Source organism: Pseudomonas sp. GM55 (assembly GCF_000282395.1).
GTDB lineage: Bacteria > Pseudomonadota > Gammaproteobacteria > Pseudomonadales > Pseudomonadaceae > Aquipseudomonas > Aquipseudomonas fluorescens_CC.
Genome location: NZ_AKJJ01000079.1, coordinates 34,301 through 60,252, shown reverse-complemented (window position 1 = coordinate 60,252; position 25,952 = coordinate 34,301). Strand labels below are relative to the sequence as shown.

At 58.4% G+C, this 25,952-nt stretch carries 25 protein-coding genes; 12 read left to right on the top strand and 13 right to left on the bottom strand.

The genetic code is table 11. The features are described from left to right. Positions 1–26 precede the first annotated feature (26 nt). Positions 27–1,331: a dicarboxylate/amino acid:cation symporter gene (locus tag PMI31_RS20180; RefSeq protein WP_008020184.1), complete on the bottom strand. Its 1,305-nt coding sequence runs from the start codon at positions 1,329–1,331 to the stop codon at positions 27–29. A gap of 323 nt (positions 1,332–1,654) precedes the next feature. Here PMI31_RS20180 and PMI31_RS20175 point away from each other — a divergent pair, with 323 nt between their 5' ends. The 8 genes from PMI31_RS20175 (at position 1,655) to PMI31_RS20140 (ending at position 8,645) form a co-directional block, all read left to right on the top strand. Beyond that, a complete protein-coding gene (locus PMI31_RS20175; RefSeq protein WP_008020182.1) occupies positions 1,655–2,194 on the top strand; it encodes a thiamine pyrophosphate-binding protein in 540 nt (179 codons plus the stop codon). Further along, positions 2,182–2,778, top strand: a complete 597-nt coding sequence (locus tag PMI31_RS20170; RefSeq protein WP_008020180.1) for a thiamine pyrophosphate-dependent enzyme — start codon at positions 2,182–2,184, stop codon at positions 2,776–2,778. Before PMI31_RS20175 ends, PMI31_RS20170 begins: the two co-directional genes overlap by 13 nt. Positions 2,779–2,844: 66 nt before the next feature. After that, positions 2,845–4,008, top strand: coding sequence for an acyl-CoA dehydrogenase family protein (locus PMI31_RS20165; protein WP_008020179.1), 1,164 nt, complete (start codon positions 2,845–2,847; stop codon positions 4,006–4,008). A 19-nt stretch (positions 4,009–4,027) separates the two neighbouring features. Continuing rightward, entirely contained in the window at positions 4,028–5,230 is a 1,203-nt protein-coding gene (locus PMI31_RS20160; RefSeq protein WP_008020178.1) for a CaiB/BaiF CoA transferase family protein, read from the top strand. A gap of 37 nt (positions 5,231–5,267) precedes the next feature. Next, entirely contained in the window at positions 5,268–6,017 is a 750-nt protein-coding gene (locus PMI31_RS20155; RefSeq protein WP_008020177.1) for an electron transfer flavoprotein subunit beta/FixA family protein, read from the top strand. Beyond that, positions 6,018–6,962, top strand: coding sequence for an electron transfer flavoprotein subunit alpha/FixB family protein (locus tag PMI31_RS20150; protein WP_008020176.1), 945 nt, complete (start codon positions 6,018–6,020; stop codon positions 6,960–6,962). Positions 6,963–6,987: 25 nt separating this feature from the next. Next, positions 6,988–7,830: an FAS1-like dehydratase domain-containing protein gene (locus PMI31_RS20145; protein WP_008020175.1), complete on the top strand. Its 843-nt coding sequence runs from the start codon at positions 6,988–6,990 to the stop codon at positions 7,828–7,830. Next, positions 7,827–8,645, top strand: a complete 819-nt coding sequence (locus PMI31_RS20140; protein WP_008020174.1) for an HpcH/HpaI aldolase/citrate lyase family protein — start codon at positions 7,827–7,829, stop codon at positions 8,643–8,645. The genes PMI31_RS20145 and PMI31_RS20140 overlap by 4 nt, the downstream gene beginning before the upstream one ends. Before the next feature lie 233 nt (positions 8,646–8,878). On the opposite strand, the gene PMI31_RS20135 is transcribed toward PMI31_RS20140, so the two are convergent. The 4 genes from PMI31_RS20135 to PMI31_RS20120 all read right to left on the bottom strand — a co-directional run bounded on the left by PMI31_RS20135 (position 8,879) and on the right by PMI31_RS20120 (position 11,802). Further along, positions 8,879–9,892 (bottom strand): alpha/beta hydrolase, encoded by a 1,014-nt coding sequence (locus tag PMI31_RS20135; protein WP_008020173.1) that lies wholly within the window; start codon positions 9,890–9,892, stop codon positions 8,879–8,881. A gap of 32 nt (positions 9,893–9,924) precedes the next feature. Next, complete coding sequence (locus PMI31_RS20130) at positions 9,925–10,344, bottom strand: organic hydroperoxide resistance protein (protein ID WP_008020172.1); 420 nt, start codon at positions 10,342–10,344, stop codon at positions 9,925–9,927. Between the two features lie 205 nt (positions 10,345–10,549). Next, positions 10,550–10,951, bottom strand: a complete 402-nt coding sequence (locus PMI31_RS20125; RefSeq protein ID WP_008020171.1) for a helix-turn-helix domain-containing protein — start codon at positions 10,949–10,951, stop codon at positions 10,550–10,552. A 164-nt stretch (positions 10,952–11,115) separates the two neighbouring features. Next, a complete protein-coding gene (locus PMI31_RS20120; protein ID WP_008020170.1) occupies positions 11,116–11,802 on the bottom strand; it encodes a hydrolase in 687 nt (228 codons plus the stop codon). A 259-nt stretch (positions 11,803–12,061) separates the two neighbouring features. Between PMI31_RS20120 and PMI31_RS20115 the strand changes: the two genes are divergently transcribed. Next, positions 12,062–12,523: a RidA family protein gene (locus PMI31_RS20115; protein WP_008020169.1), complete on the top strand. Its 462-nt coding sequence runs from the start codon at positions 12,062–12,064 to the stop codon at positions 12,521–12,523. Positions 12,524–12,543: 20 nt separating this feature from the next. On the opposite strand, the gene PMI31_RS20110 is transcribed toward PMI31_RS20115, so the two are convergent. From PMI31_RS20110 to PMI31_RS20090, 5 genes are all read right to left on the bottom strand, one after another. Further along, positions 12,544–13,512 (bottom strand): LysR family transcriptional regulator, encoded by a 969-nt coding sequence (locus PMI31_RS20110; RefSeq protein WP_008020168.1) that lies wholly within the window; start codon positions 13,510–13,512, stop codon positions 12,544–12,546. A gap of 216 nt (positions 13,513–13,728) precedes the next feature. After that, a complete protein-coding gene (locus tag PMI31_RS20105) occupies positions 13,729–14,817 on the bottom strand; it encodes an ABC transporter ATP-binding protein (protein WP_008020167.1) in 1,089 nt (362 codons plus the stop codon). A 39-nt stretch (positions 14,818–14,856) separates the two neighbouring features. Continuing rightward, a complete protein-coding gene (locus PMI31_RS20100) occupies positions 14,857–15,654 on the bottom strand; it encodes an ABC transporter permease (RefSeq protein ID WP_008020166.1) in 798 nt (265 codons plus the stop codon). Then, complete coding sequence (locus tag PMI31_RS20095; protein ID WP_008020165.1) at positions 15,651–16,571, bottom strand: ABC transporter permease; 921 nt, start codon at positions 16,569–16,571, stop codon at positions 15,651–15,653. The genes PMI31_RS20100 and PMI31_RS20095 overlap by 4 nt, the downstream gene beginning before the upstream one ends. A gap of 23 nt (positions 16,572–16,594) precedes the next feature. Then, entirely contained in the window at positions 16,595–17,722 is a 1,128-nt protein-coding gene (locus tag PMI31_RS20090; protein WP_008020164.1) for an extracellular solute-binding protein, read from the bottom strand. 385 nt (positions 17,723–18,107) lie between these two features. Here PMI31_RS20090 and PMI31_RS20085 point away from each other — a divergent pair, with 385 nt between their 5' ends. The 3 genes from PMI31_RS20085 to PMI31_RS20075 all read left to right on the top strand — a co-directional run bounded on the left by PMI31_RS20085 (position 18,108) and on the right by PMI31_RS20075 (position 21,768). Beyond that, on the top strand, positions 18,108–18,890 hold the full coding sequence (locus PMI31_RS20085; RefSeq protein ID WP_008020163.1) for a creatininase: 783 nt from the start codon (positions 18,108–18,110) through the stop codon (positions 18,888–18,890). A gap of 79 nt (positions 18,891–18,969) precedes the next feature. Continuing rightward, positions 18,970–20,355 carry a GABA permease gene (gabP, locus tag PMI31_RS20080; RefSeq protein WP_008020162.1) on the top strand — a complete coding sequence of 462 codons (1,386 nt, stop codon included), beginning with the start codon at positions 18,970–18,972 and terminating at the stop codon, positions 20,353–20,355. A gap of 396 nt (positions 20,356–20,751) precedes the next feature. Then, positions 20,752–21,768 carry a GlxA family transcriptional regulator gene (locus PMI31_RS20075; RefSeq protein ID WP_008020161.1) on the top strand — a complete coding sequence of 339 codons (1,017 nt, stop codon included), beginning with the start codon at positions 20,752–20,754 and terminating at the stop codon, positions 21,766–21,768. Positions 21,769–21,914: 146 nt separating this feature from the next. On the opposite strand, the gene PMI31_RS20070 is transcribed toward PMI31_RS20075, so the two are convergent. From PMI31_RS20070 to PMI31_RS20060, 3 genes are all read right to left on the bottom strand, one after another. After that, complete coding sequence (locus tag PMI31_RS20070; RefSeq protein WP_008020160.1) at positions 21,915–23,255, bottom strand: MFS transporter; 1,341 nt, start codon at positions 23,253–23,255, stop codon at positions 21,915–21,917. A gap of 226 nt (positions 23,256–23,481) precedes the next feature. Continuing rightward, a complete protein-coding gene (locus PMI31_RS20065; protein WP_008020159.1) occupies positions 23,482–24,693 on the bottom strand; it encodes a M24 family metallopeptidase in 1,212 nt (403 codons plus the stop codon). A 229-nt stretch (positions 24,694–24,922) separates the two neighbouring features. Next, positions 24,923–25,942: a GlxA family transcriptional regulator gene (locus tag PMI31_RS20060; RefSeq protein ID WP_008020158.1), complete on the bottom strand. Its 1,020-nt coding sequence runs from the start codon at positions 25,940–25,942 to the stop codon at positions 24,923–24,925. Between the last annotated feature and the right edge of the window lie 10 nt (positions 25,943–25,952).

Here is a 25,952-nt window from a genome sequence, read left to right as displayed (position 1 = left end):
GCCGGGTTTCGTTTTTTCGGCACGGGTCAGACAGTCAGCGGTTTCTCCCCCACGCCAGCCGAAGCGTCCAGCGCGGCGGCGTGTCGCTCGGCCTCATCCTCACTCACCAACTCGCCCTCCCATTTCGCCACCACCGCCGTGGCGATGGAATTGCCCACCGCGTTGGTGGCCGAACGGCCCATATCGAGGAAGGTGTCGATCCCCAGAATCAGCAGCAAACCGGCTTCGGGAATATCGAACTGGGTCAGCGTCGCGGCAATCACCACCAACGAAGCCCGGGGCACGCCGGCCATGCCTTTGGAAGTCAGCATCAACGTCAACAACAGGGTGATCTGCGTGCCGATGGACATCTCGATGCCATAGGCCTGAGCAATGAACAGTACGGCAAACGTGCAGTACATCATCGAGCCGTCAAGGTTGAAGGAATACCCCATGGGCATGACGAAACTGGAGATCCTGCGCCTGACTCCAAAACGATCCAGCGCGTGAAGAATCTTCGGGTAAGCCGACTCGGAACTGGCCGTGGCGAAAGACAGGAGGAACGCTTCCCTGATCAGCACCACCAGTTTGAACACTCGCCGCCCGAGGAACATCCAGCCGGCAAACACCAGCATCACCCAGAGTACGATCAACCCGAGATAGAAGTCGCGCATGAACACGGCGAACTTGACCAGAATGGACAGGCCGTTAATTGCAACGGTCGCGGCCATGGCCGCCATCACCGCCAGCGGAGCAAGCTTCATCACATAACCGGTAACCTTCAACATCGCGTGGGACAGGTCTTCGATGACATTCACCAGGCCCTCGGCTTTCTTGCCCAGGGAGGCCAGCGCAACGCCGAAGAATATCGAGAACACCACGATTTGAAGAATTTCGTTGGTGGCCATGGCCTCCGCGAAAGATTTGGGCACCAGATGTGTCATGAAATCCTTGAGGGTGAACACCGACGTTTGCAGGTTGGTCACACTGGTCACCTCTGGTAATGGCAATCCCAGGTTATGCCCGGGCTGCAACAGGTTGGCCATGACCAGCCCCACCGACAGCGAGATCAACGAGGCCGTCAAAAACCAGCCCAGTGCCTTGCCGAATACCCGGCCGACAGCACTGGCATCCCCCATGTGTGCGATGCCGACCACCAGGGTCGAGAACACCAGAGGGCCAATGAGCATTTTGATCAGGCGTAGAAAAATGTCAGAGACGATCGAGATGTAACCGGCGACTCTGGTCGCCGCTGCTTTGTCCGGGAAGTTCAGGAAAATCATGTAGCCGATAAGGATCCCAAATAGCATGGCGATCAGAATGCCTGCCGCAGCCGGTAGCCTGTTTTTCATTAGGTGTGCCCCCTTCTTATTGTTGTAGTTGCGTCGGTTACGCGCTGTAACCACGTAGCCGAAAACTACCCTGGCCCCACCCCGTAAATAAGAGCGGATCACGCTCTAGCTGATATGCCCAAATGCTATGGCCAGGCGCCCAGGCTCAGCACCTTTGCCCTTCCCATACTTTGTGGTTATCGCGGTTCGCCGCTGCCCCACGCATTCACCGTCCAGCCATACAAAACGGGCATATCTCAAAGACAAAAACGGTAGTCGTCGTTCTCCGTCAGAGCTCCCAGAATGAGTGAAAACACAAAAGCAGCACTGCTTGGGAGATGGGCATGTCAACAGAAGCTGAACAAACCGTGGGACAGGATTGGCAGGAGGACGTATTCCGCGTGCTCAAGGCCCACGACGTCAAACATGTGGTCTTCGTACCGGATGCAGGTCACTCGGCGGCCATCCGCATGTCGTATGCCGACCCGGACATCAAGGCCGTTGTCCTCACCACCGAAGAAGAAGGCATTGGCTACCTCGCCGGCGCCTGGCTTGGCGGTGAGCGTGGCGCCCTCTTGATGCAGTCCAGTGGTGTCGGTAACTGCATCAATACCCTGGCACTTCAGGTGTGTGCCGGTTTTCCGCTGTTGATGGTGGTCACCATGCGCGGCGATTGGGCCGAATTCAACGCGTGGCAGAACCCAATGGGTCAGGCCACCGAAGCCTCCCTGAACTTGATGAAGGTCATGACCTGGCGTGCGGACGTGCCGCAAGACGTTGCCCCACTGCTGCACGGTGCCGCGACCATGGCCTTCAACGGTGATTCCGCCACTGCCTTGCTGCTCGGCCAGCGACTGATCGGAGAAAAGAAATGGGTCAAGTAAGCGCAAACCACACTCTGTGTCGCCGCGAAGTGGTCAAGGCCTTGCTGGCCGACCGCAAAGACGTGCTGGTCGTGACTGGTCTGGGCTCGGCGTCTTATGACGTCATGGCGGCCGGCGACAATGATCTGAATTACTACCTCTGGGCCGCCATGGGCAGCGCCATCACGGTGGGACTGGGCCTGGCCAACGCTCAGCCGGACAAGTCTGTGGTGGTGGTCACCGGTGACGGTGAGTTGCTCATGGGCTTCGGTGCACTGGCCACTGTCGCGCTGCAAAAGCCCGCCAACCTGACCATCGCCGTACTCGATAACGGGCACTTCGGCGAAACCGGCATGCAAGTCAGCCATGCCGGTTTCGGTATTTCCCTGGACCAGGTGGCGAAGACTTGCGGCTTCAGCTGGACAGACGAAATTCGCGACATGGAAGGCGTACACAACCTGCGCGAGCGCTTCGCTACCCGTGACGGCGTCAAGCTCGCAACGATCAAGATCAAAGCGGAAAACCCGCCGCGCGTACTGCCACCGCGTGATGGTCACTTCATCAAGAATCGCTTTCGTGCCGCGCTGGGTTTCAACCCGATCTGATTGCACCGCACCCGAACCCGGTCACGCAGGGCTGATGCCATGCGTGACGCGTTGAGGAGAATAATAATGACCGACCGCAACTCTGAAGAACTCAATGCCATCCGCGAGGGCGTACGCGCCCTGTGTGCTGAATTCGATGCCGCTTACTGGCGCAAAGTCGATGAAGAAAAAGGCTTTCCGGAAACCTTCGTCAAGGCCCTGACCGAAGCCGGCTGGCTGGCCGCGATGATTCCTGTCGAATATGGCGGCTCCGGCCTCGGGCTGGCCGAGGCCTCGGTAATCCTCGAAGAAGTGAATCGCTGCGGCGGTAACTCCGGCACCGTACACGGGCAGATGTACAACATGTTCACCCTGCTGCGGCATGGCAGCGAGGCACAGAAAAGCTACTACCTGCCGAAACTGGCCAACGGTGAACTGCGTCTGCAATCCATGGGTGTGACCGAGCCTACCACTGGCACCGACACCACCAGGATCAAGACCACCGCCATCAAACGCGGCGACAAGTACGTGATCAACGGACAGAAAGTGTGGATCTCGCGCATCCAGCATTCTGACCTGATGATCCTGCTGGCACGCACCACACCACTGGCCGATGTAAAGAAAAAATCCGAAGGCATGTCGATCTTCCTCGTCGATCTGCGCGAGGCCATCGGTAACGGCATGACCGTGCAGCCGATCGCCAACATGGTCAATCACGAAACCAACGAACTGTTCTTCGACAACCTGGAAATCCCCGCTGACAGCCTGATCGGCGAGGAAGGCAAAGGCTTCCGCTACATCCTCGATGGGCTGAATGCCGAACGCACCCTGATCGCCGCCGAATGCATTGGTGACGGTCGCTGGTTTATCGAAAAGGCCAGTGCCTACGCCCGTGATCGCGTGGTGTTCGGGCGCCCGATCGGGCAGAACCAGGGTGTGCAGTTCCCCATCGCCGAAGCCCACATCGAAATCGAAGCGGCTGACCTGATGCGCTGGCGTGCCTGCGAAGAATACGACAGCGGCATCAACGCCGGGGCCAGCGCCAACATGGCCAAGTACCTGGCAGCGAAAGCGTCCTGGGAAGCGGCAAACGCCTGCTTGCAGACCCACGGCGGATTCGGCTTTGCCTGCGAATACGACGTCGAGCGCAAGTTCCGTGAAACCCGTCTGTATCAGGTCGCGCCCATCTCTACCAACCTGATCCTGTCGTACGTTGCCGAACACCTGCTCGAGCTGCCGCGCTCTTTCTAATAACAAGAGAGATACCATCATGAGCCAGCCCAAAGGCCTCCGTCCGCTCGATGGCATGACCGTCGTCAGCCTTGAGCACGCTATTGCAGCGCCCTTCTGTACCCGACAACTGGCCGACCTCGGCGCTCGGGTGATCAAGGTCGAACGTCCAGGCACAGGCGATTTCGCCCGGGGCTACGATCAACGCGTCAACGGACTGGCCTCACACTTTGTCTGGACCAATCGTTCGAAAGAAAGCCTGACCCTCGACCTGAAGCAAGATTCGGCCACCGACGTGCTGGACAGTTTACTGGCCACCGCCGATGTGCTGGTGCAGAACCTGGCGCCCGGTGCGGCCGCGCGAATGGGACTGTCATTTGAGGTGTTACATCAGCGATTTCCGCGCCTGATCGTTTGCGACATTTCAGGTTATGGCGCCGGTGGCCCCTATGAAAAGAAGAAAGCCTACGACCTGCTGATTCAAAGTGAAGGCGGATTCCTGTCGGTCACCGGCGGCCAGGGCGAAGAAGAAATGGCCAAGGCCGGTTGTTCAATTGCCGATATCGCGGCCGGCATGTATGCCTACACCGGCATCCTGTCTGCGCTGTTGTTGCGTGAACGTACCGGTGAAGGCAGCCACCTCGATGTTTCGATGCTGGAAAGTCTGGTCGAGTGGATGAACTACCCGATGTACTACGCCTACGACGGGGCGCCTCCGCCCCCTCGCGCCGGTGCTGCGCACGCCACCATTTATCCTTACGGCCCCTTCCCTGTCGGTGACGGCACCACCGTGATGCTGGGTTTGCAGAACGAGCGTGAATGGCAGCTGTTTTGCGAGAAGGTGCTGCTTGCGCCTGAGTTGGCCAAAGACCCGCGTTTTTCGGCCAACTTCAAACGGGTCGAGAACCGCAACGCGCTACGGGAACTGATCATCGAATCGTTCTCCACGCTCAATTTCGATGCGGTGATCGATCGCCTCGACCATGCTCAGATCGCCAACGCCCGGGTCAACGATATGCAAGGTGTCTGGGACCACCCACAACTTCAGGCCCGTGGCCGTTGGCGAGAAGTCGAAACCCCTGCTGGCCCCATTCCAAGTCTGATCCCGCCCGGCAGCAACAGCGCATTCGAACCACGCATGGATGCTGTACCGGGCCTTGGCCAACACACCGAACAGCTGCTCAGGGAACTGGGGCTGGGCGCGGAGCGCATTGAAAAAATGCGCGCCGCCGGGGCCATCTGACTGCAACGATCAAAGATTTTCGAGAGAACACTGCCCAATGAAGATCCTCGTAGCTGTGAAACGCGTGGTCGATTACAACGTGAAAGTTCGCGTCAAGGCGGACCATTCCGGCGTCGATCTCGCCAACGTCAAGATGGCGATGAACCCATTCTGTGAAATCGCCGTGGAAGAAGCCGTACGCCTGAAAGAGCACGGTGTTGCGACTGAAATCGTCGTCGTCTCCATCGGCCCGTCCACCGCTCAAGAGCAACTGCGCACCGCGCTGGCTCTGGGTGCCGACCGCGCCATCCTCGTAGAAAACGCCGAAGACCTGACTTCCCTGGCCGTGGCCAAGCTGCTGAAGGCCGTTGTCGACAAGGAACAGCCTCAGCTGGTGATCCTTGGCAAACAAGCCATCGACAGCGACAACAACCAGACCGGCCAGATGCTCGCTGCATTGAGCGGCTACGGTCAGGGCACGTTCGCTTCGAAAGTCGAAATCAGCGGCGGCAGCGTTGCCGTGACTCGCGAAATCGACGGCGGCGCGCAGACAGTTTCCCTGAAACTGCCAGCCATCGTCACCACCGACCTGCGTTTGAACGAACCGCGCTACGCGTCTCTGCCAAACATCATGAAAGCCAAGAAGAAGCCTCTCGAGACGCTGACTCCGGACGCTTTGGGCGTTTCCACCGCCTCCACCAACACAACCTTGAAAGTCGAAGCGCCAGCTGCACGCAGCGCGGGTATCAAGGTCAGGTCGGTGGCTGAACTGGTCGAGAAACTGAAAAACGAAGCGAAGGTGATCTGAATGACGATCCTGGTTATTGCTGACTATTCAAACGACCAGCAGGACAACAAAGTGCTGGCCCCGGCCACGCTGAACACCGTGGCTGCTGCCGCCAAAATCGGTGGCGACATCCATGTGCTGGTGGCCGGCGCAGGTGTTGGCGCCGTGGCTGAAGCTGCTGCGAAAGTGGCTGGCGTGGCGAAAGTGCTGGTGGCCGACAACGCTGCCTACGCGCATCAACTGCCGGAAAACGTCGCGCCTCTGGTTATCGAGTTGGGCGCTGGTTACAGCCACATCCTGGCTGCCGCCACTTCCAACGGCAAAAACATCCTGCCGCGCGTTGCTGCTGCACTGGACGTTGACCAGATCTCCGAGATCATCTCGGTAGAAAGCGCTGACACCTTCAAGCGTCCGATCTATGCCGGTAACGCCATCGCTACCGTGCAATCGAACGCTGCGGTCAAAGTGATCACCGTGCGTGCCACCGGTTTCGACCCGGTGGCAGCTGTTGGTGGTTCGGCGGCCGTTGAAGCCGTTGCTGCTGCTCACGACGCTGGCATCTCCAGCTTCGTTGGCGAAGAGCTTGCTAAATCTGACCGTCCGGAACTGACCGCTGCCAGGATCGTTGTTTCCGGCGGTCGCGGCATGCAGAACGGCGACAACTTCAAACACTTGTACGCCCTGGCCGACAAGCTCGGCGCAGCCGTGGGAGCATCGCGCGCCGCGGTCGATGCAGGTTTCGTCCCCAACGACATGCAGGTCGGTCAGACCGGCAAGATCGTGGCGCCTCAGCTGTACATCGCCGTCGGTATCTCCGGCGCGATCCAGCACCTGGCCGGCATGAAAGACTCCAAAGTGATCGTGGCGATCAACAAGGACGAAGAAGCACCGATCTTCCAGGTGGCCGATTACGGCCTGGTGGCGGACCTGTTTGAAGCGATTCCAGAAATGGCCACCCTGGCCTGACTACCGACCGACAGGAGTGAAGTGTATGAACACTATCGATTTTTCGGCCTGGATTGGTCGTCGCCAGGAAAGCCAGGATCGGATCAGCTTCAACCTGGTAAAACGAATCGCTGCGACATTGAGCGAAAAGGCACCGCAGCCCGGCGAACCGCTGCCTCCATTGTGGCATTGGGCGTTCTTTCAGGAGCCAGTTGAAGCCAGCGAGCTAGGCCCGGACGGTCATCCCTCGCTCGGTGGTTTTCTGCCCCCCGCCCACAACCGCAATCGCATGTGGGCCGGCAGCCGAATCGAGTTCTACCAGCCATTGAAGGTGGAGGCTGATGTGAGCTGTGTATCGACCATTCTCAACGTCGAAGAGAAGCACGGCCGCACGGGGTCTTTATTATTCGTCACGGTACGCCATGAGTATTTCCAGGGTGGCCAGCGCGCACTGCAGGATGAGCAGGACATCGTCTATCGCGAACCCACTCCACCCAAGCTGAGCGGCACCGAAGCGATCCCCGAGGGCCAATGGCAGGAACACGTCGAGCCCTCCCCGACTTTGCTGTTCCGCTACTCCGCAGTCACCTTCAACGGCCATCGAATTCACTATGACTGGCCATACGTCACAGAGACGGAAGGCTATCCAGGGTTAGTGGTACATGGTCCATTGATCGCCACATTGAACCTGCGTGCCTTCACCAAAGCGCACCCGACCGCGCGCTTGAAGCGCTTTACCTTCCGTGGGGTCCGACCGCTGATTTCGCCTCAACCTTTCGAGGTCGGCGGACGTTTGATCGACAGCGGCAAAGCGCAGGTCTGGGCTGGCAATCAGGACGGCACCGCGCAGATCGGTGAGGTTGAGTTCAGCCAAGGAGAAACACCATGAGTGCATCGATCATTCGCTCGGCGCTGTTTGTGCCGGCCAGTCGTCCAGAGCGTATCCCCAAAGCTATCGCCACTGGCGCGGATCGGGTCATTGTCGACCTGGAAGATGCCGTGCAGGAAAACCTCAAGGAGCAGGCCAGGGACAACCTTGAGCGCTTTCTGAGTGAAAACCCGGATGCCCGAATTCTGGTTCGGGTGAACGCGCCCGATCACTGGGCACACGCTGCGGATCTGGATCTTTGCCGACGGCATGACGGCGTGATCGGAATTTTACTGCCCAAGACGGAAAGCGCCGCGCAAGTGTGCACCGCGGGTAGCACCGGCAAACCGGTCTGGCCAATCATCGAGAGCGCCAAGGGTCTGGCGGCACTCAGCTCCATTGCCAGTGCTCAAGGCGTTGAGCGGTTGTCGTTCGGCAGCCTCGATCTGGGCCTGGACCTGAACCTGACCACCGGTAGCTGTGCCGCCGAAGAGGTGCTCAGCCACGCCCGCTATGCCGTATTGCTTTGGACCCGGGTTGCCGGACTGGCCCCGGCACTGGATGGTGTTTTTCCCTCGATCGCGGACACCATCGGCCTGCACGCCGCCGTTCAATTTGCCCGCGACATGGGCTTTGGCGGCGCCCTGTGCATCCATCCGAGCCAAGTGGCAATCATCCATCAGGCGCTAAAACCCAATGCTGAAGAATTGCACTGGGCGAGACGCATCATCGAAGCCGCAGGCTCAGGGGAAGGTGTGTTCGTAATGGATGGGCAAATGGTCGATGCACCGGTCATTGCTCGTGCACAAGCCATTCTGGCGCGCGCTGCCTCTTGAGCTGCATCAATGACAGCCTGCTAGGCTCGGGACTCAGCCAATCTGTTGCATCGTCCGGTTGAATCCACAGCCAAAAGCTGCCCCTCCAGAAGGAGCGCTTACGACCCAAAGGTGCCCTTGGCAGAGGGCTGCTAACGCTACACCGGAAACGAAAAAGCCCGCTGTTTAGCGGGTTTTTCGTTTCCGGCGGTGATTACCAGTTCATGGCATACATCTCCGGTCTTGAGTGGGGGTCACTTCAAATGAACTTTCAGCTCTTCGCAAGCCTGCAGCATTGCAGAGCGTACCGCCGGAACCTGGCTGACCACGTTCAGCAAGCCGTAGTCATGGATCATGCCGTTGTAGCGCACCGCAGTGACCGGCACGCCGGCTTGGTCCAGTTTGCGAGCGTAGGCTTCCCCTTCGTCACGCAGCACATCGGCACTCGCGGTCTGGACCAGCGCTGGCGGCAGGCCTTTCAACTGCTCAGTGGTAGCGCGCAGCGGCGAGGCGTAGATCTTGGCACGTTGCTTGGGGTCGGTGGTGTAGTTGTCCCAGAACCACTTCATCATGTTCTTGGTGAGGAAGTACCCCTCGGCGTACTGGTTGTACGACGCTGTCTCGAAGTTGGCGTCGGTCACTGGCCACAGCAGCACCTGGTACTTAATGGCCGGGGTACCTTTATCCTTGGCCATCAGGCTGACCACGGCTGCCATGTTGCCGCCGACGCTGTTGCCCGCTACCGCCAGGCGCTTACCGTCGACATTGATTTCCTTGCCGTGCTCGGCCACCCATTTGGTTGCCCCGTAGGCCTGGTTGATCGCCGTCGGGTAGTGCGCTTCAGGGGACGGGGTGTAATTGACGAACACCGCCACCGCCCCGGACCCGACGACCAGATCGCGCACCAGGCGCTCATGGGTCGGGAAGTCGCCGAGCACCCAGCCACCGCCGTGGAAGTACATGAACACAGGCAAGGTCCCCTTCACACCCGCCGGACGCACGATGGTCAAGCTGATGTTCTGGCCGTCGACGGTGATGGTCTTCTCGCTGACATCCGCCTTGGGCAGTGTCAGTTTTACCCCGGCCTGAGCGCCGGTCAGTACCGCGCGGGCGTCCTTCGGCGAAAGCAGCTCGATGGGTTTACCACTGCCTGAGTTCAATGCATCGAGGAATGCCTGGGTGTTGTGTTCGACGCCAGAGTCAGCGAATGCGTTACCGATCGACAAGGCAAGGAGCGCGCCAACGAGTGTTTTGGTCAAAACGTTCATTTCATATCTCCTGTTTCTGGTGAGGCGGGAAGTTAGACGGTGACGTGCAGACGGACATCGACGTTGCCACGGGTTGCGTTGGAGTACGGGCACACTTGGTGGGCCGCCTCCACCAACGCTTGTGCATCGGCTTGCTCCAGGCCTGGCAGGTTGATGTTCAGGTCGATATCCAGGCCAAAGCCGCCTGGGATCTGGCCAATGCCGACCCGCGCAGTGATCGAGGCGTCGGCTGGAATGCTGCGTTTGCTCTGGCTGGCGACGAACTTCAGTGCACCGATGAAGCAGGCCGAGTAACCAGCGGCGAACAGTTGCTCAGGGTTGGTGGCATCACCACCGACACCGCCCAATTCCTTCGGAGTGGCCAGTTTCACGTCGAGGTTCTTGTCGCTGGAGATGGCTCGGCCATCACGACCACCGGTTGCGGTTGCGACTGCGGTGTAGAGAACTTTCATGGCTTTCCTCACTTTTGAATGTCTTCGGGGGATTCTGTTAGCGATTTAAATGTTTGCGTTATAATAATACGCAATAAATTGCCGCTAAAAAATTTAGCGCGCAAGCTTTTGAAAAATCGTCTGTAGCTGTAACAAATTGATTTTCAAGGGGGGTTACACCTCAGTCCGCTTGGGCTCGCCCGCGCGTTGATGATGCCTTACCGTCTCAAGCAACGACCGGAGTCGGGCAGATTGCTTGTTGCTGCCAAGCCTTCGGTGTCATGCCTTCAGCCTTCACGAATGTACGGCAGAAGTGAGATTGATCGCTGAAGCCGCATTCCTGCGCGATCTCTGTGAGCAACATCGTGGAAGCCTTCATTAACTCTCTGCTCTTCATGACCCGCTGTTCACGCAGCCATCGCTGCGGGGACATCCGGGTGCTTTCCTTGAACCTGCGTGAGAAGTGACTACGCGACAATGCGCAAGCTTCGGCTAGTTCAGTCACTGAAATGCCGGTATCCAGCCTGTCCAGCATCAGTTGTTTGGCAGTTCTTATCTGCCAGGATTTGAGCTGCCCTGTCGAAGCCAGTGTGAGAGTCGCCAGCACGGTAGATTTGTCCTTGTTCATACACATCCATTAATCCAGGTAACAGGATGCGAACGCCTGACTCGAACAGCGCTGGGCATTGGAAATCCTCAGAGGTTCCAGGCCAGGCTCGTTGACTCGGTTCAGTCGACTGCGCACCCTTCGCAAGTCTGTGAACAGCCCCCAGGGCAGGGGCTGGCGATGGCTCAGACAGATGCAGCGACAGGCGCCAAGGTGGGGCCGTGCTGAACGCGCTCAGGCGCCTTGTGCACCATGGTGTAGGCGTAGTCGACGCCCATGCCATATGCACCAGAATGTTCCTTTACCAGTTCCATTACGGCGTCGTAGGTGTCGCGGTTCTTCCAGTCCCGTTGCCATTCCAGCAGCACCTGCTGCCAGGTCACCGGTACCACGCCGGCCTGGATCATGCGCTGCATGGCGTAATCGTGGGCTTCTTTGGTGGTGCCGCCGGAGGCGTCTGCAACCATATAGATTTCATAGCCGGCATCGTTCATTGCCGACAGGGCGAAGGTGGCATTGCATACCTCGGTCCACAAGCCGGAGACGATGATCTTGTTGCGACCATTTCTCTTGAGTGCGTCGCGTACCTTCTGATCATCCCAGGAATTCATGGAGGTGCGCTCCAGCAGCGGGGCGTCCGGGAACACAGCGAGTAGCTCGGGGTAGGTGTGACCTGAGAAGCTTTCTGTCTCAACCGTGGTGAAGGTGGTGGGGACATTAAAAATCTTCGCTGCCTTGGCCAAGGCAACGGTATTGTTTTTCAGCGTTTGCCGGTCAATGCTCTGAACGCCGAAGGCCATCTGTGGCTGCTGATCGATGAAGATCAGTTGGCTATTCAGCGGAGTCAGGACTTCAGTTTTAGGATTGCTCATTTTTGTTTCCTTTCGGCTTGATGATGTTCAATCGCACAAGTCTCGGGGCCCGCACCTTGCAGGCATTACCGTAGCCACGAGTGCACTCCTCAGCGTCAGTGCTTGAGGACGAGCAAAAGATAACGAAACAAGGCGCCTTTCGGTGGCGCATTTTTGCGCTCCTGTCGGCTCATTTATGAGCCATAAAATGCGCGATCGCGCTGCTAGCATTCGCCCACCCATTCGGATCAAGTCGGTCCCTCATATGCAGGAGAATGCAATGGCAGCTTCACAACCGTTCAACAAGCAGACCGCCTACTGGGGCGTTTCCTGGGAGGAGGCGTATGGCTATCCGCAGGCACGGCGGGTAGGAAACGAGATCTACGTATCAGGTCAATTCAACCATGATGAGGCAGGTAATCTGGTAGCCCCGGCGCCGCTGAACGCCGACGGTAAGCCCAGTGATTTCTCTTCGATGGGAGAGCAGATGCGGGTCTCTTACGACAACATTTCGAAGCTGCTCGCCTTGTATGGCGCAACTATGCAAGATGTTGTCGAGGAAACGCTTTATGTGCTGGACATGGACGCTGCGTTCGCGGTGGTCGGCAAAGTGCGCAAGGCGGCCTATGGCACTGAGCGGCCTCAGTGCGCGAGCAATATCATTGGGGTGTCGAGACTTGCCCAGCGTCCGCAGCTGATTGAGATCGTGTGCAAGGCCGTGATTGGCGCCCGAGACATCTGAGCTGCACTCCCGGTTTCGATCTAGGTGACCGGGAGTATCAATTGCCCCTCGACCAAGGGCTTTTGACTGGCCACGGCAGCGGCGCAGAAGGTCATGAATGCTTTGACTCGCCACGATTTTCGAATGTCCTGGTGAGTCAGCAGCCACAACTCATCCTGAAGCTCTGGCACCACCGGGCCGGCGCGTACCAACCCTGGGGTTATGTCGCCCAACATGCAGGGAAGGAATCCAAATCCCAGACCCGCCGCGATTGCAGCGCTTGCTGCTGCAACAGAATCGGTGCGGTACGCTATGCGCTCAGCAGCGACTCTGCTTTCGACATAACTTGTCGCCTTCAAACCGCAGAGCGCTGAGGAGTATGACACCCATGCCTGGCCCTCTTCGAAAAGGGGCAAGGCAGTCATCTGCTTGGCACAGCAGTAAGGTGCCCAGGCAATGTTCGCCAGTTTACGGCCCACCAGGCTTTCTGCAGGTTTTCTCGTCGCTCGAATCGCGATATCCGATTCATCCCGGGCGAGGCTAAGGGTTTCATTGCCCACCAGCACCTCGATGCTGATCCCCTCGTTCAGGGCCTTGAAGTCCGCGATGATGGGGGTGAAGAAGTACAGCAGCAGCGAGTCGCTGGTGGTAATTCGAAGTTTCCCGAGGGGGCCTTGGCCTGAACGTGAAACACGCCGCGTGACGCTGACAATATCCAGCTCCACTCGCTCGGCGAGTGCTCGCAATTCAGCACCCTCGGCGGTGAGCAGATACCCTGATTTGCGGTGATCGAACAGCGCGATGCCGAGCGTTCGCTCAACTTGAGCAACTCGGCGCGAAACGGTGGATACATTGATGCCAAGCTTCTTGGCCGTAGCCGAACGATTGCCGCAATCACTGAGCGTCTTGATGATGCGCAAGTCGTCCCACGAGAGCTGATTGACAGCCTCGCCTACGTCCCACTTCGTCCCATCAGGGGCAGCCGGAGCTTTTCCAGTTGGCGATTTCACACAGTTCGTTCCAGATGCAAAGGCGCTGATGATACGAGAAGGGGTTGAGTGAAGCAGCTACATTGTTCCGGCGATTGGTTGAAAACTGTTATGCCGACTGGCTGCATTGGGTCGTTATGAACCTCTCAGCTTCGATTAATGGCTGGTCAAATCCCCCAGCAATCGGCAGTCAAGCCCAATGCAATTGACTGGTCTGGTCAATTGCAAACGCGCGGGTCAGTCACCACGCAGAATCAGCGCATTCGCACCATCCCACTCGGCGAAGATTTTTTGCCCGCAGTACACGCCAAGCAAGTTGTAATCGGCATGCCGTTTCTGCACCTGCAACTCAAGCCCGCCGCTGGCTTCGAGATAAATGTTGACCATCGATCCGATGAACTCTTCACCGACGACGGTGCAGTTCAACCGGTTGCGTCGCCCAGGCTGCGCGGTCAGGTCGATATGCTCGGCGCTTACGCAGACCGTAACGCGCTCAGCGGGAACAACCGTTTTACCCTCCGGCAGCCGCGCCAGGAATCCACCGTGCTCCGAATCGAGGCAAACCAACCCGCTATCGTCGAAGCCAACGACAGTGCAGTCAAGGATGTTTTTACCGCCAACGAACTCGGCAACAAAGCGGTTGTGAGGCTCAAGAAAAACTTCCTGCGGCGTGCCTATCTGTTCGACCCGGCCTCGACTCATGATCACTACACGATCGGCCATTGCAAAGGCTTCGGATTGACTGTGAGTGACGTAGACAAAGGTGATACCCAGGTCCTTCTGCAGTCCGGTCAGCACGCCTTGCATGCGCACACTCAGATGAGCATCGAGTGCGCTCAGCGGTTCGTCGAGCAGCAGGATCGGCGGTTCGGTGACCAGCGAACGCGCCAGCGCCACGCGTTGGCGCTGGCCACCGGAGAGCAGGCTGATATCGCGCTTGGCAAACTCTTGCAATCCCAGTCGCTCAAGCCATTCAAGCGCCTTCTTGCGTCGCTCTGCCTTGGCCATTCCTCTCATGCGCAGGCCGAATTCGACATTCTCCAGCACGTTGAGAAACGGGAACAGTGCCAGATTTTGCCAGACCAGCGGCGTCTCCCGGTCCCAGGAGTAGAGATCGTTGATGCGCTCACCGTTAAGACGAATTTCCCCTTCACAGGGTTTATCCAGCCCCGCGAGCATGCGCAGTGTCGTGGTCTTGCCGCATCCGCTCGATCCCATGATCGCGACGAACTCGCCTTTATGGATTTCCAGGTTCATGCGCTCGACAGCCTGGTAGCTGCCGAAATGCTTGACCACGTTGTCGAATACCACCAGCGGTTGAGTCATGGCTGAATCCTTCGTGTCCGGATGATTGTCAGGGTGGTATCAGGCACTCGCGGGCTTGCGCCGACGCATCAACAGCAATTGCGCGAGAATCACCAGGGTCATGGTCGTGATGAACACGATCGTGCCGATCGCGTTGATGGTCGGGCTCACCTGCCCTTGCAAGGTGTTGAGGATCCGCACCGGTACCGTCTCGTTGAGTCCCGACACGAACCAGGCGACAGCGAACTCATCGAAGGAAACGGCCATGGTCACGAACAGCGCGGCGAAAATGCTCGGCGCCGTGAATGGCAAGATTACATAGCGCATGACCTTCCACTGATTGGCCCCCAGGTTCCAGGCCGCTGCCTCGATGTTCGGGTCCATCTGCGCCAGACGCATCCGGATGACCGCCATTGCGAATGGGGCACACATCACGATGTGGCTGATCATCACGGCGTAAATCTCGCCGGAAAGCCCGATTCGCGACAGGAACGCCAGCATCGCCAGCCCCATGATCACCACCGGAATGGTGGGCGGCAGTAGCGCGAGCGCCATGTAGATCGACTTGCCGAAGAACTGGTAACGGAAGTCTGTGTAGGCCGCCGTAAACCCAAGCAAGGTTGAGACCAGCGACACGACCACACCCACCGTGAGGCTGTTCCTGAAGGCCTGCCACACCGCCGGGTCGGAGGCGATCGTCTCGTACCAGTGCAGGCTGAAGCCGCCCAGTGGCAAGGAAGGGAAACGGTCGATGTTGAACGAGAACACGAAGCTGCCGGCAATGGGCATGAAGATGAAGATGAGCACCAGTACGACAAAGCTGCGCAGCAAGAAATTGATCAGCCGATGCTCGTTCATGTACGCCTCCGGTAAGCGAAGCGAACCGCGGCAAAAGCCAAGATGAGCAACGTCACAATCATCATCGTTGCGATCACCGCCGCCCGTGGCCATTGCTGGCCGGACTTGGTGGTGTCAGTGATCAGCGTACTCAGGGTTGGCGGCTGGCCACCGCCCAGGTAAAGCGGGCTGACAAAGTCGCCGAACGTCAGTATGAAACAAAACAGCGCCGCAACGACTATGCCGATCCGCGCCGACGGCACTACCACCAGCAACACCGTTCGCCATCGTCCACAGCCGAGGTTGTGCGCGGCCTCGATCAACGAGCGGTCGATGTACATCAGGCTGAATAATTGCAGCAAGACCACCAATGGCAGACACAGCGTGAAATAGCCGACATAGGTGCCGAACGCCGTGTTCAGCATGGCAAAGGGCTCCAGTCCGACCAGGCCAAGCGCGGCATTGAAGATACCGTTGTCGCTGAGAAACACCTGCCATGAATAGGTGCGCACCAGATAGCTGGTGAAGAATGGTGTGACCAGCAGCAACACCAGCAATTGCTTTGCCGACTCGCGGAACTTGAAGGCGATCGTATAAGCGCAGGGAAAAGCCACCAGGCTGACCAGGACCGTGGCGCCCGCCGCCATTGCAAGGGTGTGGACGTAGGCATCCCAGAAGAAGCCGCGGCTGAGCATGTAGCTCCAGTTCTGCCACTCGAACGTCGGCACCATCCGGAAATTGCGTACCAGCCAAAAGCTGATGGCCACCAGAAACACCAGCGGCAATACGAAAAAAATCAATTGCCAGATCAGGATCGGCATCGAGACACAAAGGCCAAACCACGGTAAGCGCCACACCCTCTTGGTGGCGCGGCGCGTTTCGGCGTCCGCGTTATCGCAGTGCTCCGACGGCGAAGTCTTCAACTTGTCTGAAATCATGGGGACCACCTCCGCACGGCTCGTCAAGCACCCTTGTATTGCGACCAGAAGTCGTTCCACTCATCCAGGCTCTGCTGGACCGGGAGTTCGCGGTACTTGATGCGACCATCGCGGATGTCGTCCATGACATTGCGCTGACCGAGCACCATGCCTTGGCGCCTGGCTTCGGCGGGATCGGTGCGGTTGAGCAGCTCCCAGCCTTTTTTGCTCGGGATGAGCGCTGGATAGGCGGCCATCTTCGCCGACTTGACCTGGCCTTCCGGCGAGGTGATGTACTGGATGAACTTCTTCGCCAGATCCGGGCTGTGTGCTTTCCTGGCGATGCAGTAAGACTCCGTCCATTGCAACCCGCCCTCCTTCGGCAGCACGGTTTTCACCGGTGCGCCGGTGCGTTGTAAAACGCCGGTGATCCAGTCGCCTATGCCACACATGGCATGGATCTGCCCGTTCTTGAGCGAAGAAAAGGTTCCGCCGTAATCGAAGAAGCCACCGATCTGCGGGCGCAGACTCATCATCTTCTGCTGGACCCTTTGCCAGTGCGCGACATCGATGTCGTACGGGCGCGCATTACCACCCATCAAACTGATTTGCCCGAGGTTCGGCAGGTGCCAGTCGAAGTGGCCGACCTTGCCCTTGAGGCTCTCGTCCCAGAACACGTCATAGCTCTGCACCTTGGCTTCGGGAACCAGTTGGGTGTTGTAGGCGATGCCGAGGAAGCCGAAGCGGATCAGCACCGAGTAGAGCTTGTCCCCCTGCCAGTGGCCAGGGAAATGCTGGAACTCCGGGTAGAAGTCATCGAGGGGGTAGTCAGCGGGGTCGAGTGGCTCGATGTATTCGGCGGCATTGAGTTGCTGGACATATTCGGCGTCGGACAGGATCAGATCGAAGGTGCCGGGCGGGGATTGCGAGATCAGCCCGAGCATGTTGTCCCCACCGGTGTAGTACTTGGCCCGGACCTTGACCCCGTACTTGCGCTCGAAATCGGCGACTATGTCCGGCTCGGCGTGTCCGGCCCATGCGAGGATGACCAGTTCCTTTTCCGCTGCGGCAAAGCTTCTCAAGGGCAGCAAACCGGACAGCGCCGCGGTGCCTGCCATTATGCCGGTGGTCTTGAGGAATGTACGGCGTGAAAGGTCGATGGGATTATTCATTATTGTCTCTCCCGGGTGATGGAAAGTGCGCCTGTCGCTTCTGCCAACCACACTCGTCATTCGCTGGCTGGATGCATTGCAGCAGTTCGCCATCACGCGTTTTTGTGCACGCCCGACCTGGACTTTGCCAGATCCGACTTTTCGCCACTCTTGCTCAAAAGCGGCATGCACGTATCTGATATCACGGTCAGAAACGCCAAAACAGGTGGTATTTTGTCATTTACGGGTCGGATTTAGACAAGTTGCCCCCCTCCCCATCTGATCGAATTGCCCACACGCCCTCCTTCGATTCCTGCAATCCGAGGGGGCGGTCAAACGATAGGCAAACGCCCCGAACCACCGGTTTAAAACCATCAAGCGATCAATCATTTCCAAGGGTGTGCAGATGAACAACAGCGTCGTAATTGGAGAACTCACCTGGCCGGAATATGCAGAGAAGGTCGCTACCGGCTGCCCTGTCTTTCTGCCGGTCGGCGCACTGGAGCAGCATGGACATCACATGTGCATGGAGGTCGATGTCCTGCTGCCTACCGCCATTTGCAAGGCGGTAGCGCAAAACGTCAGGGGCCTGGTTTTGCCTGCCCTGGCCTACGGCTACAAGTCCCAGCAGAAATCAGGCGGCGGCAACCACTTTCCTGGAACCACCAGCCTCGATGGCGCCACGCTGACCAGTACCGTGCAGGACATCATCCGGGAACTTGCACGCCATGGCGCCCGCAAACTGGTGATGATGAACGGTCACTTTGAAAACTCGATGTTCATTGTCGAGGGCATAGACCTTGCCCTGCGAGAACTTCGCTACGGTGGAATCAGTGACTTCAAGGTGGTCGTGCTGTCCTACTGGGACTTCGTCAACGATCCGGCCGTCATCGAAAAGCTGTACCCCGACGGATTCCTCGGCTGGGATATCGAACATGGCGGTGTTTTCGAAACGTCCCTGATGCTGGCCCTTCACCCCGACAAGGTCGATCTGAGCCGTGCGGTTGACCACCCTCCCGCCACCTTCCCGCCTTACGACGTCTTCCCCATCATCCCGGAGCGCACTCCGGCCTGCGGAACACTGTCATCGCCTAAAGGCTCCAGTCGCGAGAAAGGCGAGCTGATTCTCGAAGTCTGTGTCTCGGGCATCAGCGCCGCTGTGCGCGAGGCTTTTGATTTGGACACCTGACGAACACACGGACGTGCCGAAACAAGTACCCACGGTTAATGCTTCACCCTCCCCAAATAAAATAAAAAGGGTAAGTCTCATGTCCAGCAGCTCAACCTTGGCCCCAGGCCTCAAGCAGCGTCACGTCACCATGCTGTCCATTGCCGGTGCCATTGGCGCCGGCCTGTTCATCGGTTCAGGACACGCCATCGCCTCGGCGGGGCCCGCCGCCATCCTGGCGTATATTTTTTCCGGCACCTTGGTCGTGCTCGTGATGCGCATGCTGGGCGAGATGGCCGTAGCGTCGCCCGATACAGGATCGTTTTCGACCTACGCCGAGCGGGCGATGGGACGCAGCGCCGGCTTCACCATCGGCTGGCTGTACTGGTGGTTCTGGGTGCTGGTCATTCCGATTGAAGCCATCGCCGCTGCCGCCATCCTGCATGCCTGGTTTCCCGCCATTCAGACCTGGGAGTTCGCGATTGCAGTCACCGGCCTGCTGACATTGACCAACCTGTTCAGTGTCGCCCGGTACGGGGAGTTCGAGTTCTGGTTCGCCATGCTCAAAGTCATCGCGGTGCTGGGGTTTATCGCGCTTGGCGCGCTTGCCCTGGCGGGCGGATTGCCGGATACGACGGTGAGTGGTGTCGTTCAATTAAGCCATGAGTTCGGTGGCTTCATGCCCAATGGCATGACCGCTGTCATCGGTGCGATGCTCACCACGGTGTTCAGCTTCATGGGCACGGAAATCGTCACCATTGCCGCTGCCGAATCGCAAAACCCCTCAAAACAGATCACCCGCGCGACCAACTCCGTCGTCTGGCGAATGGGGATTTTCTATATCGTCTCGGTGTTCCTCATCATCTCCATCGTCCCCTGGAACGATCCCATGCTCATGGAAGTCGGCTCGTACCAGAGAGCGCTCGAGTTGATGAACATTCCACACGCGAAACTGATCGTCGATATCGTCGTGCTGATTGCTGTAGCCAGCTGCCTCAACTCAGCCATCTATACCGCGTCACGCATGGTCTACTCCCTGAGCAAACGCGGTGATGGCCCGCGAGTACTGCAGAAAACTTCTTCTTCCGGAGTGCCCTTTGTGGCGGTGCTGGCCAGTACGGCGGTAGGTTTCCTGACCACGGCACTCAATTACTTTGCACCCAATGAGGTGTTCTCCTTCCTCTTGGCCAGCTCCGGGGCTGTTGCGCTGCTGGTCTATCTGGTGATTGCTGTTTCGCAACTGGTACTGCGTAAAAAAATGAATGCTTCGGGACAACCGATCGCCTTCAAGATGTGGTTTTTCCCCTGGCTCAGCTACCTGGTCATTGCCTGCATCTTGAGTATCCTGGTGGTCATGCTGATCTTGCCGCAGCACCGCATGGAGGTTATTGCAACGGGTGCGCTGACCCTGTCCATCGTCTGTATGGGTGCAATCTTCAATTCCAGGAAACAGCCCGTGCATATTGCTCAAACCAAAAACGCCTAGCGCCGCCCCCCCCTGTAGGAGCTGGCTTGCCAGCGAAGGCGGTGTGTCAGGCGACATATTTATCGGATGTCACGACGTCTTCGCTGGCAAGCCAGCTCCCACAGGTTTTCTCCTTCCCGTTCACCTCTTTCCGGCCGCTCTCCACCACGGAGCTGGCCGGTTTTTTTGCTGATCACCCATGCCTTATTCCCCCACGTTATCTACGCCCCCTTCAGACAATCCAGACTCATGGCATCTTGCGTGCGTATTCCTTTCGTCACGGTCTATTGACCGGACACTCGGTGTAAAATCCTGAAGCCTGTAAACAGGGCTTACAATCACAAAAACGAGATGACGTTGCCCGTATCGGCAGCTTGCCGCGGAGCACGTCACTGATGCAGTTGAGGAGCGGTAATAATGGCGAAACTCCAGGTGGCGAAACCCGCCGCAGGACGCTCGGCGAATGAACAACAGCCAGTGAAAACCGTGGGTTTCCTGGTCATCCCCAACTTCACCACCATCGGCTTCGCCTCCGCCGTGGAAACCCTGCGCATGGCCAACCTGGCCGCGCGCAAGCCGATGTTCCGCACTGTCATCATCGCCGCCAGCCTGGACCCGGTGAAGGCCAGCAACGGCATGCGCATCCTGCCCGACCACAGCATCACCGATGCACCAAAGCTGGACATGCTGTTCGTTGTCGGATCAAACCCGATCGTCTCCGATCACAGCAGCCGACCACTGCTCAATTGGCTACGCAAGCTGGCGCATGATCAGGTGCCACTGGGTGGGATTTGCACCGGCAGCCACTTGTTGGCGCGCGCCGATCTGCTCAAGGGCTATCGTTGCACGATTCACTGGGAAGACATCGAAGCACTGAAGGAGCGTTTCCCGGGGATCATCATTTCCAACCAGCTGTTCGAGCTGGACCGTGATCGCTACACCTGCTCCGGTGGCGTGGCTTCCATGGACATGACCCTGCAGTTGATCGCCCGCGAACCCGGTGGTCGGGACATCGCTGCCCACACCGCCGAGTTGCTGTTGTGTGATCGGATCCGGGGGGCGCAGGAACAACAACGTGTGCCATTGCGGCAGAAACTGGGCACCTCGCAGCCCAAGCTCAGCCAGATGGTGGCGATCATGGAAGCCAATCTCGAGGAGCCGGTGGGCCTTGAGGAACTCGCGCGGTTGAACGAGGTGTCGGTGCGCCAGCTGGAGCGTCTGTTTCACAAGCACCTGCAACGCACGCCGAGTCAGTACTACCTGGAGTTGCGCCTTGCACGGGCGCGACAGCTATTACTGCGCAGCGAATCGCAGGTACGTGACATCGCCCTCGCCTGCGGCTTCGTTTCGCCGGCGCATTTCTCTAAATGCTACAGCCGATTCTTCGGTGTATCGCCTATTGGTGAGCGCAAGCAAGTAGCCTCCTTACATTGATTTGATATTGATATTGGCTGCTAAGGCCTAATCGCGGGCAAGCCCGCTCCCACAGTGATCTTTGTTGAACACAGATTGCATGTTCACTGAAGACCCTGTGGGAGTGGGCTTGCCCGCGATGAGGCCAGTCAGGTCACCGATAAAGGTCAGTCCTGCAAAGCCTTATGAGCAGTCTCCCGGCTCGCCAGCATGGCAATCAACGCCACCGCCGCAGCCGCCAACAGATACCAGGCCGGGGCCATTTTGTTGCCGGTCAGTTGAATTAGCCAGGTCGCGATAAACGGCGCGGTGCCGCCGAACACTGCGTTGGCGATGTTGAAGCTGAAGGCAAAACCGCTGAAGCGTACGCGAGTGGGGAATATCTCGGCGAGGAAGCACGGCAAGGTGCCATCGTTCATCGCCAGGATCGCGCCGAAGGCAATCTGGATCATCAGAATCACGATCAAAGGCTGATTCTCCAACATCCCGAACAGCGGGAATGTCAGCGCCAGGAACAATACCGAAGCGGTCACCAACATGGTCTTGCGTCCGAACCGGTCCGACAGCTTGCCCATCAGGAAAATCAGCCCTATATAGGTCGCCAGCGACACCGTCGACGCCAGGAACGAATCACTTTCGCTCATGCCCATTTCGGTGGACAGGTAGGTTGGCATGTAGCTGAGCAACAGGTAAAACGCCACGGCATTCAGGCAGGTCGCGCCGATCCCGATCATCACGCTGCGTCGGTGCACGGTCAGCAGTTCGCGAACCGGAGCGTGGGTCGCGCACTCCTTCGCCTCAAGGCGTTTTTCCATCTCCAGGAACTTCGGCGTGTCTTGCAGACTCATGCGGATATAACGCCCCACCAGCCCAAAAGGTGCTGCCAGCAGAAAGGGTAAGCGCCAGCCCCAACTGTGCAGATCCTCGACACTCATCCATGCATGCAGGCCGGCGACAAACACCGCACCGAACAGCAAGCCAGCCGCTGTGCTCGCCGGGACAATACTGGTGTACAAACCGCGTTTGCCCTCGGGCGCATACTCGGCGAGAAAGGCCGAAGCCCCGGCGTACTCACCTGAAGCGGAAAAGCCCTGGAACAGGCGAATCAGCAATAACAAGGCCGGTGCCCACAGGCCGATATGGTTGTAGGTCGGCAGAATGCCGATGCAAAAGGTCGAGACCGACATGATCAGAATCGACCATGACAGCGCACTGCGTCGCCCGTATCTGTCACCGAAGTGCCCCCAAACCAGTCCCCCCAGCGGGCGGACGATAAACGACAGCGCGAACACTGCAAAAGTCGCCAGTAGCGCGGTCGCCTTGTCGGTTTGCGGAAAGAACGTCAGGGCGATGACGGTTGCCAGATAGCCGTAGGCCGCATAGTCGAACCACTCGACGAAGTTGCCCATGAAGCTGGCACTGGCTGCGCGCCGCAGGGCCTTGCGTTCGGCCGTCTGTTCGAGCTTCTGCGCCAGGGTCGGCGTCAGGCTTGCGCTTTGAGTGCTCATTGGGCACCTCCGGTGTCAGAGGTGCGGTTATCGAAACGAAGAGTCGAGGCGTAGAACATGACAAAACCCTCTATTGTTTTACTTGGCAGGGTTAAGGCTCGGTAAATGCTGCGCGCTTTTTAGCGTGCATGCATTGTTTTGTTCCGGTTTATCTCAGCCACCGGGAAGATTTTTCGCTACAGGTCAAAGCAAAACGCCGCACAGGTTCACTGTGCGGCGCAGGGTCTTACTTCTTGATGATGTTGTGTTCCGGACCATACGGGAACTTGGTGATGTTTTCCCCACCCTGTTCGTTGACGATCAGGATGTCGTGTTCACGATACCCGCCGGCACCTGGAAGGCCTTCGGGCAACATGATCATCGGTTCAATGGACACCACCATCCCTGGCTCCAGCACCGTATCGATGTCTTCGCGCAGTTCCAATCCGGCTTCGCGGCCGTAGTAGTGGCTCAACGTGCCGAAGGAGTGACCGTAGCCGAAGGTGCGGTATTGCAGCAGATCGTGTTCCAGGAAGATCTCGTTCAATTGCAGCGCGATATCGCAGCAGCGCATGCCCGGCTTGATCAGCTTCAGACCGGCCTCGTGCACTTTGACGTTGACTTCCCACAAGCGCAGATGCTCGTCGGAGCAATGGTCCAGGAACAACGTACGTTCCAGTGCGGTGTAGTAACCGGCGATCATCGGGAAGCAATTGAGGCTGAGAATGTCGCCCTTGTTGACCTTGCGCGATGTCACCGGGTTATGCGCACCGTCGGTGTTGATGCCGGACTGGAACCAGGTCCAGGTGTCCATCAGCTCGGAATCCGGGAAGGTGCGGGCAATTTCTCGCACCATGGCCTGGGTGGCGTGCAGGGCCACTTCGTATTCCGGTACCTGGTCACGCAAGGCCTCGACGATGGCGGCACCACCGATGTCCGCGATCCGTGCACCATGACGGATGATTGCGTGTTCTTCAGCGGACTTGATCATGCGCATGCGCATGCACGGTGCGGCGATATCCACCAGTTCAGCCTGCGGATAGCGACTGGCGAGCTTGTCGCGATTGAACAAGTTCAGATGGTCGAACTCGATACCGATGCGTCCGGCCTTGGGCAAGGCCTGCTGGATCGCAACGAAGTAGTTATCGCGCTGCCAGTCGGTGTAGACGATGTTTTCAGTGCCGACGGTACGGCGCCATGGCTGACCGCCGTCGATGTTGGCGCTGATGGTCACGGCGCTGTCCTGGGTCACGACCAGCGCGTACTGACGCCCGAAGGAGCAGTACAGGAAATCGCTGTAGTAGTTGATGTTGTGATAGGACGTGAAGACGGCCGCGTCGATATTGTTCTGCGCCAGGTAAGCCCGCAGTTTGGCCTGGCGGTTGGCATATTCTTGAGCCGAGAACGTCGGGCTGGTTTTTTCGCCGTTCTTGATCTGGATGGTTTTCGGCATTTGCATGTCATTTATCCTTGTCATTGATTGAGCTACAGGAGGCGCCAATCTGGCGGGCCGCTGAAGATCATTCGAACAGATGCAAGGTGAGGTTTTTTGCGCGAATCCGACCTGTAGTTGGTCATATCCGCTGTTTGCGAAAGCGCCCCTTCGGGGGCTGCACCCGAAACAAAAATGCCCCCGGCAAGCGCGGTAAAAGCCGCTTGGCGAGGGCATTGGCAAATGGGTAGCGCGGTCAGTGTGGGAGCGACGGTACGACGACACGACCTGCTCGCGAAGGGGCCGGTGCATTCAACATTGGAGCCCGCTGACTCTGCGCCTTCGCCCCCATATGGTCGCGAGGGTGCGCGCCGAAGTACTGGCGATAGCAGCGAAAGAAATGTTGCAGCGAGACGAAACCGCACTCCCTGGCGACATCCGACAGCGACTGCTCACCGGCACGCAACAACTGCCGCGCCTGTTGCAGCCGCAAGTCCAGGTAGTGTCGGGACGGCGAACAACCCAGGCTACGTTTGAACAGCCGCTCCAGATGGCGACGGGAAATGCCCATGGTCTCGGCCAGTTCATCGATACCCAGCGTTCGGCTCAAATGCTCGCTCATCAACGCCAGGGTTGCCTGAAGTTTTTTCGGGGTGTCCTGCACGGGCAGTAGCGGCCGGGCCTGGCGTGCTGCATGTTTTTCCATCCGTAGTATCAAGCCACGACCGTGAAACCTTGCGAGAAGCTCGTGCATCAACCCTTGAACAGCCTGCGGGCCGACACAAGTCAGGCGTTGGCGGTCGACGCAGAACGGCGCAGCCACCGGTGTCAACTTGCTGAAAGCGGCAAACTCCAGTGATGCGGCGGGCTCTGGCAAGCTGCAACGGACACCCTCCAGGGCGCCAATCTGCGCCAGCAGCCAGCCTGCCTCGCCCAATGCCCCGAGGCTGATCGGTTGCGCCGCCCAGTGGCTCAGCTGCTGGCGCAGGTCTGGATCAAGATGCAGGTTATCGCCACCACAGAGGATCAACACATCGAACGTTTGCCACTGACCCAGTCGCGCGGTGGCGGTTGCGATGCCGTTGCTGGCGTTCAGTTGCTGTCTGTCCAGGCTCAGCATTTGCCACTGGCAAACATCGTGCCCTGCCAACTGGTTGGCCAGGCGCAGTGGCTCCAGTGCATTGGCCAGGGTGTACATATCGAAGGCTTCCATCAACCAGAAGCCAATACGCAGCTTTGGCGGTTGTGGTCGCTCGGATTCAGTCAGTTGCAGCATGTCCTGCTCT